The sequence below is a fragment of the Cypionkella sp. genome, from assembly GCF_034376685.1.
In the GTDB taxonomy this organism is placed as follows: Bacteria; Pseudomonadota; Alphaproteobacteria; order Rhodobacterales; family Rhodobacteraceae; genus Cypionkella.
The window spans coordinates 47970-60087 of sequence record NZ_JAXMJJ010000094.1 but is presented as its reverse complement, the minus strand read 5'-3'; the positions used below and the strand labels follow the sequence as shown (position 1 = coordinate 60087).

The 12118-nt window shown below is 59.7% G+C and carries 13 protein-coding genes and 1 tRNA gene; 3 read left to right on the top strand and 11 right to left on the bottom strand.

Going from position 1 to position 12118, the window contains the following annotated elements; all coding sequences use genetic code 11:
• Positions 1 to 79: 79 nt before the first annotated feature.
• On the top strand, positions 80 to 850 hold the full coding sequence (locus U1A24_RS18005) for a 3-hydroxybutyrate dehydrogenase (RefSeq protein ID WP_322323363.1): 771 nt from the start codon (positions 80 to 82) through the stop codon (positions 848 to 850).
• Between the two features lie 81 nt (positions 851 to 931).
• Here U1A24_RS18005 and U1A24_RS18000 read toward each other — a convergent pair whose 3' ends face one another.
• From U1A24_RS18000 to U1A24_RS17990, 3 genes are all read right to left on the bottom strand, one after another.
• Complete coding sequence (locus tag U1A24_RS18000; protein WP_322323362.1) at positions 932 to 1621, bottom strand: DUF502 domain-containing protein; 690 nt, start codon at positions 1619 to 1621, stop codon at positions 932 to 934.
• A 67-nt stretch (positions 1622 to 1688) separates the two neighbouring features.
• Positions 1689 to 2594, bottom strand: a complete 906-nt coding sequence (locus U1A24_RS17995) for a pseudouridine-5'-phosphate glycosidase (RefSeq protein ID WP_416173506.1) — start codon at positions 2592 to 2594, stop codon at positions 1689 to 1691.
• Between the two features lie 11 nt (positions 2595 to 2605).
• Positions 2606 to 3496 (bottom strand): PfkB family carbohydrate kinase, encoded by an 891-nt coding sequence (locus tag U1A24_RS17990; RefSeq protein WP_322323360.1) that lies wholly within the window; start codon positions 3494 to 3496, stop codon positions 2606 to 2608.
• A 257-nt stretch (positions 3497 to 3753) separates the two neighbouring features.
• Between U1A24_RS17990 and rpsB the strand changes: the two genes are divergently transcribed.
• A complete protein-coding gene (gene rpsB / locus U1A24_RS17985) occupies positions 3754 to 4512 on the top strand; it encodes a 30S ribosomal protein S2 (RefSeq protein ID WP_322323359.1) in 759 nt (252 codons plus the stop codon).
• 88 nt (positions 4513 to 4600) lie between these two features.
• Positions 4601 to 5497, top strand: coding sequence for a translation elongation factor Ts (tsf, locus tag U1A24_RS17980; protein WP_322323358.1), 897 nt, complete (start codon positions 4601 to 4603; stop codon positions 5495 to 5497).
• Between the two features lie 442 nt (positions 5498 to 5939).
• Here the strand turns inward: tsf and U1A24_RS17975 are convergent, their stop codons facing one another.
• The 8 genes from U1A24_RS17975 to sufC all read right to left on the bottom strand — a co-directional run bounded on the left by U1A24_RS17975 (position 5940) and on the right by sufC (position 12101).
• Entirely contained in the window at positions 5940 to 6731 is a 792-nt protein-coding gene (locus U1A24_RS17975; protein ID WP_322323357.1) for a helix-turn-helix transcriptional regulator, read from the bottom strand.
• A gap of 88 nt (positions 6732 to 6819) precedes the next feature.
• Complete coding sequence (rpe, locus tag U1A24_RS17970; RefSeq protein WP_322323356.1) at positions 6820 to 7503, bottom strand: ribulose-phosphate 3-epimerase; 684 nt, start codon at positions 7501 to 7503, stop codon at positions 6820 to 6822.
• 158 nt (positions 7504 to 7661) lie between these two features.
• Positions 7662 to 7738: transfer RNA gene (locus U1A24_RS17965), tRNA-Arg, on the bottom strand.
• A gap of 44 nt (positions 7739 to 7782) precedes the next feature.
• A complete protein-coding gene (locus U1A24_RS17960) occupies positions 7783 to 9003 on the bottom strand; it encodes a cysteine desulfurase (protein ID WP_322323355.1) in 1221 nt (406 codons plus the stop codon).
• Between the two features lie 2 nt (positions 9004 to 9005).
• Positions 9006 to 9581: a Yip1 family protein gene (locus U1A24_RS17955; RefSeq protein WP_322323354.1), complete on the bottom strand. Its 576-nt coding sequence runs from the start codon at positions 9579 to 9581 to the stop codon at positions 9006 to 9008.
• Positions 9571 to 10059: a Yip1 family protein gene (locus U1A24_RS17950; RefSeq protein ID WP_322323353.1), complete on the bottom strand. Its 489-nt coding sequence runs from the start codon at positions 10057 to 10059 to the stop codon at positions 9571 to 9573. The genes U1A24_RS17955 and U1A24_RS17950 overlap by 11 nt, the downstream gene beginning before the upstream one ends.
• Entirely contained in the window at positions 10060 to 11346 is a 1287-nt protein-coding gene (gene sufD, locus U1A24_RS17945) for a Fe-S cluster assembly protein SufD (protein WP_322323352.1), read from the bottom strand.
• A complete protein-coding gene (sufC, locus tag U1A24_RS17940; protein ID WP_322323351.1) occupies positions 11346 to 12101 on the bottom strand; it encodes a Fe-S cluster assembly ATPase SufC in 756 nt (251 codons plus the stop codon). Before sufC ends, sufD begins: the two co-directional genes overlap by 1 nt.
• Positions 12102 to 12118 lie beyond the last annotated feature (17 nt).

The following is a 12118-nucleotide window of genomic DNA, read 5'->3' as shown; positions in this document are numbered from 1 at the left end:
CGCGGGCGTTTTTTTTGGCAGTTTTGGTTTCCCTTTGCAGATGCAGCATGTAGCCTTGCCGCAGCAAAAGGGGGGCAACATGCTTCAGGGAAAACGCGCGATCATCACCGGGTCGAACTCTGGTATCGGTCTGGGTGTGGCCGAAGAACTCGCCCGCGCCGGGGCGGATGTGGTGTTGAACAGCTTCACCGACCGGGCGGAAGATCACGCCTTGGCGGCTGATCTGGCGGCACGGCATGGCGTGAAGGCGATCTACATCGCCGCCGATATGTCGAAGGGCGCGGATTGCCGGGCGTTGATCGAGAAAGCCGGCGGCTGCGATATTCTGGTGAACAACGCGGGCATCCAATTCGTCGCCCCGGTGGATGAATTTCCGACCGAGAAATGGGATCAGATCATCGCGATTAACCTGACCTCGGCCTTCCACACCACCGCCGCTGCTTTACCCGCCATGCGCGCGAAAGGTTGGGGCCGCATCGTCAACATCGCCTCGGCGCATGGCCTGACCGCCAGCCCGTTCAAATCCGCCTATATCGCCGCCAAACATGGCGTGGTGGGTCTGTCGAAAACCGTGGCGCTGGAAACCGCAGGGCAGGGCATCACCTGCAACGCGATCTGCCCCGGCTATGTGCTGACGCCCTTGGTCGAGGCACAGATCCCCGATCAGATGAAGGTGCATGGCATGGACCGCGAGACGGTGATCCGCGAGGTGATGCTGCTGCGGCAACCCTCACGTCAGTTCGCCACGGTGGAACAGATCGGCGGCACCACGGTGTATCTGTGCTCCAGTTTTGCCGATCAGGTCACCGGCACCACGATCTCGGTCGATGGCGGTTGGACGGCGCTGTAACAGTTAATATTGGGTTAACAGGCCCAGTCTAACCCATTGAAAACACATCGGCGTAAAGCTTGTCCACACGCGGACAAGCCGCTACCGGGCAGCCACCGCCGCGATCGCCTCTTTCGAGGCGGGATAGACCAGCCCCGCCGAGACGATCATTTTCACCGCCTCATCCGCCTTCATATCCAGAAAAATCACATCTTCTGCCGGCACGAACAGCAGCATCCCCGAGGTCATCGGGGTGAGACCGACAAACACCGCCACCATTGGCCCCGTGCCCGGCAGTTTGGCGGCAATTTCCCCCTTCGGCGTCGTCGCGACCATCCCCACCGCCCAATATCCGGTGCGGGGAAACTCCACCAGACAGGTGCGCTCGAAGCTCTTCTCAGACTTGGCAAAGAAGGTTTCGGTGATCTGTTTCAGACCGGAATACACCGAGCGCACCAGCGGCACCCGTTCCACCACCATCTCGGCCTGCCGCATCACCGTCCGCCCGATCAATCCTCGCGCCAGCCAGCCAACCAAGGCAGTGAACACCAGAAAAACCAGCACCCCCACACCGCGCACCGGGAAATTCACCTCAGGCCCGAACCAACGTTGCAACAGCGCCTCGGGCTGATAGGCGGCGGGAATCAGCGGCAGGATCCAGCCATCAATGTAGCCAATCACCCCCCAGACGACATAGATCGTCAGGCCCACCGGCAGCACCACCACAAGGCCCGTCAGAAACGAAGCCCGAAAGCCAGCAAGCATCGAACGGCGCGGATGTGGGTCAGACATGAAGGCTCCTTGGTTTCATCGCAACCTAAGCAGCCGGGACGCGGTTCACAATGCTTTGCCCCCGCACTCAGCCCCGCTGGATCACAATTTCCCGCGCAATCGCCGCCCCCAACCGCGCGTTGTTCAAAACAAGGGCGATGTTTGACACCAGCGAGCGACCCTCGGTCAGCTCAAAGATGCGCTGCAACAAGAAGGGAGTGACCTCTTTCGCAGCGATCCCCTGCGCCTCGGCCTCAAGCAGTGCGGCTTCAATCGCCGGGTTGATTTCGGCGCGCGCAATTTCATCCGCCAGTGGGATCGGGTTGGCCACCAACTGCCCGCCCGGCAGACCCAACCGCGTCCGCATCAGTTGCGCCGCGGCAATCTCGGACGCCGTGTCCATCCGCAGCGGCGCTTTCAGACCCGAGTCGCGTGACCAGAACGCCGGAAACGCATCCTGCCCAAAGGCGATCACCGGCACGCCTTTGGTCTCCAGGTATTCCAGCGTTTTTGGCAGGTCGAGAATGGCCTTCGCCCCCGCCGCAATCACCGTGACAGCGGTTTCGCCCAGTTCCGGCAGATCGGCGGAAATATCAAACGAGGTTTCCGCGCCGCGATGCACGCCGCCAATACCGCCGGTGGCAAACACATCAATCCCAGCCAGTTTAGCGCAGATCATCGTCGCCGCGACCGTCGTTGCCCCCACAGCCCCCTTGGCGATACAGGCGGCAATATCGGCGCGCGAGATCTTCATCACCTCCTGCGCTTGCCCCAAGGCATCCAGTTGCGCATCGGTCAGACCGATCTGGATGCGCCCGTCCATCACCGCAATCGTCGCGGGGGTCGCGCCATGCGCGCGTACTTCGGCCTCTACCGCGCGGGCGGCTTCGACGTTTTGCGGGAACGGCATGCCGTGGGTGATGATGGTGGATTCCAGCGCCACGATGGCGGTGCCAGCGGCACGGGCGGCAGCGACTTCGGGCGAGAAGGTCAGCAATTCAGTGGTCACGACGGTTGTTCTCCTGAAACATAGATGGCGGCGGCTTGCAGTGCTGCGGCAAGTGCCACCTCACGCGGGCTGCCTTGGCGTTCTGCGACGATATGGGCGGCCATGAAGGTATCGCCCGCGCCGGTAATTCTGGACACCAATACCGGTGGCGGAGCGGCGGTGATCACGCCTGCACCGCGACGGCCTTCCGCGCAGGGATTGCCGCCATTGGTCACCAGCACATGTGCGGCCCCATGCGAAAGCAAACCCTCGGCAGCCTCGGCGGCGCTGTCAAAGCGGGCATGGGCGATCAAACCGGCCTCTTCCAGATTGACGTAGAGCGTGGCGCGGGGGTGATTCAGCAATGGCAGCAAACGCTCGGCCTTGCCGGGGCTGGCGGGGGCCACGCGCAGATCGGCGCGGGCGAACAGCGGCGAATGCGCGATCTCGGACAAAAGTGCGACAGTCAGATTGCCGTCAAGGGCGACCATGCCAGACCAAGGTGCCTCAGCCGATCCCAAACGCCCATCGGCCAAGGGTCGCAGAATCTTGTCGCCCGCGGCCTCCAGCGAATGTGCATCGGCAATCGCGGCGATCAGCCCGTTTGCGCCCTCAATCGCCATATAGCGGTCGGTGGGCAGGTCTTCTGATCGGTAAAGGTGATCTGTCACCATGCCCATACGCTGACAGGCGGCAATCAGCTCGACGCCTTCCTCATCTTGCCCGACGGCAGAGAGCAGGGCAGGGGTCAGGCCAAACCGGCTGAGCGTCATCGCGATGTTCATCGCCACGCCGCCCGGCAGCCGGGTGATCCGCCCAGGCACGTCAGAGCCAAGCCGCATCGCAATGGACGAGCGGCCGATGATGTCCCATAAGACGGAACCGATGCAGAGAATATCTGGTGTCATGCCTTGGTGTGACTCAGCATGGCGGCGGGTGCAAGCCGGGGGCAACCGCCGAAAGCCCTAATTTTCTGAGAAAAACCGCGCCAATTCTGGCCAAAGTCCTGCTCTGGCCCTTGCGGTGCAGGGAAAACCCGTCTAAACGCGGCGCACTTCACAGGTGAGGCTTGGGCTTTGCGGGGAGAAATCCCGTAAACTCCGCCGGTTGGACCAGCAGGTCTGAGACAGCTTCACCGAGGATTGAAACCGGAAAAGGATAAGACATGGCTCTTCCTGAGTTCTCCATGCGTCAGCTGCTTGAAGCAGGCGTTCACTACGGCCACCAGACCGCACGCTGGAACCCCAAAATGGGCCCGTATATCTACGGCGACCGCAATGGCATCCACATTCTCGACCTGACGCAGACCGTCCCGTTGCTGGATCAGGCGCTGAAAGTCGTGCGCGATACCGTCGCTAAAGGCGGCCGTATCCTGTTCGTCGGCACCAAGCGTCAGGCACAAAAGCCGGTCGCAGAGGCCGCTGAGCGTTGCGCACAATTCTACATGAACCACCGCTGGCTGGGCGGCACGCTGACCAACTGGAAAACCGTTTCCCAGTCGATCGCGCGTCTGAAAACCATCGACGAACTCTTGGGCGCAGGCGGCGAAGGCCTGACCAAGAAAGAGCGTCTGATGATGGAACGCGACCAGTCCAAACTGCAAGCCTCGCTTGGCGGCATCCGTGAAATGGGTGGCACCCCGGATCTGATCGTTGTCATTGATGTTGGCAAAGAAGATTTGGCGATCCTTGAAGCGCAGAAACTGGGCATCCCGGTCGTCGGCATCGTCGACACCAACAACTCGCCCAAAGGCGTGGATTACGTGATCCCCGGCAACGATGACGCGGCGCGCGCGATCCAGCTTTATTGCGAGCTGATTGCTAAGGCAGCTTTGGACGGTATGTCGGCACAAATGGGCGCCGCTGGTATCGACCTTGGCGCTTTGGAAACCGCACCGGAAGAAGAAGCCATCGCTGACGCCTAAGCGGCTGTTACGCGACTGATATACGGCGGGGATACGGCTTTGGCCCGGTTCCCGCCGCACTCATTTCTTGAATTTCAGGAGACACGACATGACCGTCACCGCACAAATGGTGAAAGAACTGCGCGACAGCACCGGCGCAGGCATGATGGACGCGAAAAAGGCCTTGGTGGAAACCGAAGGCAACATGGAAGCCGCCGTCGATTGGCTGCGCACCAAGGGTCTGGCGAAAGCCGCCAAGAAAGCTGACCGTGTGGCCGCTGAAGGTCTGGTTGGCGTCGCCGTTTCCGGTGGCCGTGGCGTGGCTGTCGAAATCAACTCGGAAACCGACTTCGTTGGCAAAAACGCTGACTTCCAGGCGATGGTGCACAACATCACCAAAACCGCCTTCCGCGCGCATACCGTGGAAGAGCTGAAAAACGCTGACCTCGCTGGCCAGCCGGTGCATGTCGTGATCGCGGAAGCTGTGGCTACCATCGGCGAGAACATGAACCTGCGCCGCATGGCTGCGATCGAAGGCGATCACGTTGCAGCTTACGTTCACAACTCGGTTGCTGACGGCCTGGGCCGCATCGGCGTTCTGGTTGCGATCAAAGGCAGCGAGCATACCTTCGCCAAGCAAGTCGCGATGCACGTTGCAGCAACCAACCCGCTGGCACTGTCCGAAGCTGATCTTGACCCGGTTGTGGTCGAACGTGAATTGGCTGTGCAAACCTCGAAAGCACTGGAAGAAAACGCAGCCTCGGCCAAGCCGAAGCCCGATGCGGTGATCCAGAACAACATCATTCCCGGCCGGATGAAGAAATTCCTCGCCGAGAACACCCTGATGGGCCAGATGTTCGTGATGAACCCGGAAATCACCGTCGCCGAAGCTGCAAAGCAGGCTGGCGTTGAGATCCTCGGCTTCGTCCGTATGGGCGTCGGCGAAGGCATTGAGAAGAAAGAAGAAGATTTCGCAGCAGAAGTTGCGAAGATGGTTTCGGCCTGATCTTCTGACGATCTTTAGGGCAGGGGGCTGGTGGCAACACCGGCCCCTTTGCTTTTTTGGATGATTCTGCGGGCTGGCTAACACCGCTTTCGCGCCGCTTGGCGCAGCACAACATAGGCACGCAAACATAGGGGGCAATATGGCCCCTCACAGTGGTAAACCCTCATTTTTATATGACTTAAAAGAAAAGACGGCACAGCTCCGGGGGCTGTGCCGTCTTGCGCCGCACCACGGGGATGAGGATCAGCGCAACTCGTGACACCACAGCCTGAATAAGCCGCAGCGCCAGTCTCGGGCCGGGGGAGGGGCCCCCAATCTGTGCAGGGATGTCCTGTCTGAAAATGCAAACCGACATCGCCTGCTGTCCCAAAGGCTTAAGCCTCCACTCACGGAACAACACTAGAATGTCAGGTTACGCAGCGTCAGCCTAGTCGGGGAATCCTTACCTTGCGGCGACGGGAATATGGCTGGCGTCTTGCGGATTACGCTGAAAAATCAAATTCATAAGCGCCGCCTTCGCGACGGCCTGAGCCGTTGTATCCACCGACAAGGTTTCCCGTGCCAGTCGCAAATGCTTTTCGACCATCGCCGCAGAAACTCCCATCAACAGGGCGACATCCTGACTGGTCTTGCCATCCGCAACCCATTCCAACGCCTCGCGCTGCCGGGTGGTCAGCGCGCGCCTGCGGTTGGAAAACGGCAGTTGGATCAAGCGCAAATGCAACATGTGCGCGACCGCCAGCAGCTCATCGCGGCGGTCGGCAAACAGCTGATCAACCGCCTCAGAGCTGATCCCGGCATCCGCGATCAAGCCAAGCGCCCCCTTGGCCCGCGCCGAAGTTTCTGGGAAACTGACGGAAATTCCAGCGGTTATTCCCATCGCGATGTTGTGCTTGACCGTCTCAACTTCCTCAGCGCTCAGCTTGCCTGCCAGCATCGCCTCACGCACCCAAGACCAGGTGCAAGCGCCTTCGTTGTTCTGTGCCCAGCGAAACGCCGGCGTCTTGGCATAGAATCCATTGCGAAAGTAGCTGGTGGCATAGGCTTCAGACCCGGTGGTCAAAAACAGCGCATCATCCGGGTCGCCAATCGTGCGGGTGGACCGGAAGCGGGTGAAGCCATAGTTCACCAGCCCAAAGCCCAGCGAGGCAAAGTATCGCGTCGACAGCCGCCAGACATCGTCAGCACTGGTGCTTTGCGCAATATTCACCAACAGCGGATAAACTGCTGTCACGATCTGTCCCTGTTTTTCTATATCCCCGCTGTGATCCATAGGCGCGAATCCGCCGCAAGTCGAGAAGAATACAGGGCAGGGTTGTAGCCTAGCGCGCTGCCGCGGCCCGGATCGCCGCGATATTCACGCCGTAAGGTGCAGGATTGTCCACCGAGCCACCCTTGAACACCGCAGAGCCCGCGACCAATACATCCGCGCCCGCCGCCACAACCAGCGGAGCGGTCTCCACAGTCACGCCGCCGTCAATCTCGATATGGATCGGCCGATCGCCGATCATCTGGCGCAACGACCGCACTTTATCCAGTTGCGAGTGGATAAACTTCTGCCCGCCAAAACCCGGATTGACCGTCATCACGCAGACCAGATCCACCAGATCCAGCAGATGCGCCACAGCGTCAATCCCAGTGCCCGGATTGATCGCAAGACCAGCCTTTTTTCCCGTGGCGCGAATGGCTTGCAGCGTGCGGTGAATGTGCGGCCCAGCCTCCAGATGCGCCGAGATCAGATCGGCGCCAGCCTCGGCAAAGGCCTCAATATAGCTGTCGACCGGAGCGATCATCAGATGCACATCCATGAAGCCCTTGATATGCGGCCGGATCGCAGCACAGGTCGCAGGCCCAAAGGTGATGTTCGGCACGAAATGCCCATCCATCACATCGACATGCACCCAATCCGCACCTTGGGCCTCAATGGCGCGACATTCCGCACCAAAGTTGGCAAAGTCGGCCGCAAGGATAGAGGGCGCAATCTTGATCTGGCGGCTGAAGGTCATCGCAGGTTCCATCTGTGGCAATTTGCGGGTTCATAGGCGGTTTGCCAGCTTTGGTCCAGTCCTACATCGCATTAATATTACATAATATTGATTATAGGATATATGGCATAGCACTACAGACCCGCACCCTGCCCAATAAAATCATTATTCTAGGGAAATGGTGCACCCAGCACGATTCGAACGTGCGACCTTCGCCTTCGGAGGGCGACACTCTATCCAGCTGAGCTATGGGTGCCTGCGACTGCTATAACGGTTACCGCCTTGGGCTGCAACGCGAAATCAACCGAAAAGTTCGTGACATAGCTCCAAAGCCGAGATCAGCGCGTCAACTTCCTCACGCGTGTTGTAAAGCCCGAACGAGGCCCGGCACGTCGCCCCGACGCCAACGTGCTGCATCAGCGGCATCGCACAATGCGTGCCCGCCCGCACCGCAATGCCGCGCTTGTCGAGCACGGTAGAGATATCATGCGCATGTGCTTGACCTTGCAGCGTAAAAGAGAAAATCGCACCCTTGGTTTCTGAAGTTCCCTGCACCGTCAGCCAGTTCAATCCCGCCAGTTTCGCACCGGCATAATCGCGCAAACCGCGCTCATGAGCGGCAATATTGGTCATCCCGAGACCTGTCAGATAGTCCAGCGCCACGCCCAACCCGATCTGCTGCACGATGCCCGGTGTGCCAGCCTCAAACTTCATCGGCGGATCGTTGTAGGTGACGGTATCGCGGGTCACTTCGCGGATCATATCACCGCCACCCAGGAACGGCCGCATCTCGGCCATGCGGTCGGCCTTGATGAAGATCGCGCCGGAACCACTTGGCCCGTATAGCTTATGTCCAGTGATCGCATAGAAATCGCAGCCAATCGCCTGCACATCCACCGGGCCATGCACAGCCGCCTGACTGCCATCAACCAGCACCGGAACCCCCCGCGCCTGCGCACCCCGGCAGATCGCTGTCACATCAACAACGGTGCCCAACACATTGGACATATGGGTGATTGCAATCAGCTTCGTGCGCGGCGTGATCGCATCCAACACCGCTTGCGGATCCAGATCGCCCTTGGCATTAACCTCGACCCATTTCAACACCACTCCCAGCCGTTCGCGCAGAAAATGCCACGGCACGATATTGGCGTGATGCTCCATGATCGACAGCACGATCTCATCCCCGGCCTGAAATCGCGGTGCCGCCCAAGCGTAAGAGATCAGATTGATGGCTTCTGTGGTCCCGGTGCTAAAGACAATCTCATGCTCGGAACCCGCATTCAGAAACCGTGCAATCTTGCCGCGTGTGGCCTCATACTTGTCAGTCGCAAGGTTGGAAAGGTAGTGCAAGCCACGGTGAACATTGGCATATTCCATCGAATAGGCTTGGTTCACTGCATCAATCACCACTTGCGGCTTTTGCGCAGACGCCCCGTTATCAAGGTAAACCAGCGGCTTGCCGTTGACCTGCCGCGACAGGATCGGGAAATCGCTGCGAATTTTTGCAACATCATACATGATCAGCCTTTCATTCCCACCAGCGCAACCGTCGCCACTGCCATAACAAATGCCACGGCGAGCACCGTCGCGATGATGCCAACCAGCACCTTTCCCGCCGAGGCAAAGCGGTGCATCTCGGCGACAAAGTTCGATAGAATCCACAGAAACAACACGATACCAAACATACCCAAGGCTGCGGCCAAAGATGGTGACAGCAGCACCAACACGATTTGCCCAAGCTGTAGCAGGCTCAGCAGCGCCTCGGTCCAGGCGATCAGCACCAGCGCGTCCGCAAACCTGCCGCTGCCGCCGAACATCCGTCCCACGCCCTGCGCCAACATGGCCATGACCACCATCGCCACACCTTGCAGCACCGCGACTTGCAGCGGATTCTTGAACATGGCCAAGAAGTTAGGCTCTACCTGATCTGGCGCGATCTGCATCGACACCCCGGTCAGTGCGGCAGAAACCACCGCCATCAAAGCCAGCGCCAGCAAAATGGTGGAAAGCGGCAATTGCCGATCCAGCAGATGCCGGGCCGCCGCGCGCGGATTTTGCAACGTCAGTTGCAGCACATGTGTCAGTTCAGCTTGCATCGCCGCGCTCTGCCTCCCGCAGCATCGAAAGCCAGATCCACAGAAATCCCAAACCCACCAGCGCCGCCACCAGATTGGCTTGCAGGCCCGGCCCGATCATCCCCGCAACCAAGCCTTGCAGCAGCATCCCTGGCGTCACCGCCAAAAGCGCCGCAAACAGCGCCAACCGCGAGGCGTAGTAACTGCCCTGCCCGCCCATTGCCTTTGCAATCCAACGACTTACGCCTGCCAGCAGATACCAGAACGGGATCGACGCCAGCAGCGCCAATCCTGCCGCCACCAACCGCTGCACCATCGGCACCTCGGGTTGCAGCACGGTTTGGCGCGACAGGAACGGCCAGAGTGACACGAAAGCCAGCACCAGAAATGCCACCAGCAGGCTGAACGCAAACGGCTCAGACTTCGGCCGCTGCAGATGCCGCCGCATCACCGCTTTCGGCTGCCGCCACGCCTGCACGATATCGGTTGTGACTGACATTCAACGCTCGTGACGCGCCAGCCAGCTTTGTAGACGCTGCCGGATGTCTTCGGAAATCACCTCATTCTCGATCTCCGTGATCGCCTCGGCCAGGAATGCCAGCACCAGCAAGGATTGCGCTTCCCGTAACGGCACCCCGCGCGAGCGCAGATAGAACAAAGCGGTTTCATCAATCGCGCCCGAGGTCGAGCCGTGGCTGCATTTCACGTCATCGGCGTAGATTTCCAGCTCGGGCTTGGCCAGGAACTGGCTGTCGCCGTCCAGCATCAGCGCTTGGCTGATCTGATAGCCATCGGTCTTTTGCGCGCCCTGTTTCACCAGAATCTTGCCCTGAAACACCCCGACCGCGCCGTTTTTCAGCACTTTCTTGAACACCTGACGGCTTTCGCAGCGTTCGGCGGCATGGGTGATGAACACGGTGTCATCATGGTGGAAATCGCCGTCGCCCAAAGCTGCACCCGCGATATGCGCCACAGAATCTGCGCCCAGCAGTTCCAGTACCGCGTCGTTGCGGGTCAGGCGGCCATTGGCGGTCAGCGTGAAGGATTTGAACGCGGCATTGCGACCAATACGGGCAAACAGATGGGTGGCGGCTTGCCGTGTATGCGCCCGCCCCTGCGCCCGGATGTGGTGAAAGCGCGCGCCATCGGCGACCTCGATCTCCATCACATGGTTAAACCGCGCAGCCGCGGCACCGTTCTCCAGAATGGTGACTTCAGCACCCGACTCAATCTTGATGCAGTTGTGCAAGATAACGTCAGAACTCTCTGATTTATGATGATAAATCAGAGAAATCGGCATCGACGGCGTCTGCGTCACGCGGATCAGCACGCCCTCATCGGCAAAGGCCGAATTCAGCGCAGCCAGTGGCCGCTGCACCGGATTTTGCCCACGCGCTTCCAGCACACCATAAAGCCCGCTCGCCCAGTGAATATCGGCAGCAGCCGCATCAGTCAGCCGCTCGATTTGCACGCCTTCCAACGTCAGCGCGTCAGACTGGCTGGCATCAAAAACCCCATCGACGAAGACGATCTTCAACCGGTCCAGACCATTGAACGGCGCAGGCTCGTCACCCGGATCAAACAGGCTGACCGGAGCGGCCTCAACCGCAGTCAACCCGGTCGGATCGGTGTAGCGCCAGTATTCATCGCGCTTGCCGGGCAGACCCATCGTGGTCAGCCGCGCCAAAGCTTCGGTGCGGGCGGCACCCAACCAGCCCTGCGGGTCGAATGCCAACCCGGCAATCCGCGCCTGCAACGCATCTTGCTTTGATTGCAGAACGGCCATCAGACATCCTCCGCCAAAAGATCCGCATAGCCGTTGTTTTCCACTTCAAGCGCCAATTCCGGCCCGCCGGTCTTGATGATGCGACCGGCTGCCATGATATGCACGAAATCAGGTTTGATATGGTCCAGAAGCCGTTGATAATGCGTGATAACCAAGAACGAACGCCCTGCCCCGCGCAAAGCATTCACGCCCTCCGCAACCAGCTTCATCGCATCAACGTCCAGCCCGGAATCGGTCTCATCCAGAATGCACATCTTCGGTTCCAGCATCGCCATTTGCAGGATTTCGTTGCGCTTTTTCTCACCGCCCGAGAAGCCGACATTGACCGGACGCTTCAGCATCTCAGCGTCGATTTTCAGGGTTTTCGCCTTTTCCCGCACCAGTTTCAGGAAGTCACCGGCCGAGATTTCCGCCTCACCGCGCGCCTTGCGCTGCGCATTCACCGCCGTGCGCAGGAAGGTCATGTTGCCGACACCCGGGATCTCCACCGGGTATTGGAACGCCAGAAACAGCCCGGCAGCAGCCCGCGCTTCGGGCTCCATCTCCAGCAGTTCTGCGCCCTCCAGCTTGGCGGAACCATCGGTTACCTCATAGCCATCGCGGCCCGACAGCACATAAGACAACGTCGACTTGCCCGAGCCATTCGGCCCCATGATCGCATGCACTTCACCGGCACCAATCGACAGGTTTACACCGCGCAGGATCACCTTGTCTTCTTCTTCAAGTTTCACATGCAGGTTGTTGATTTCCAGCATTTTTTTTCCTTCAGGCA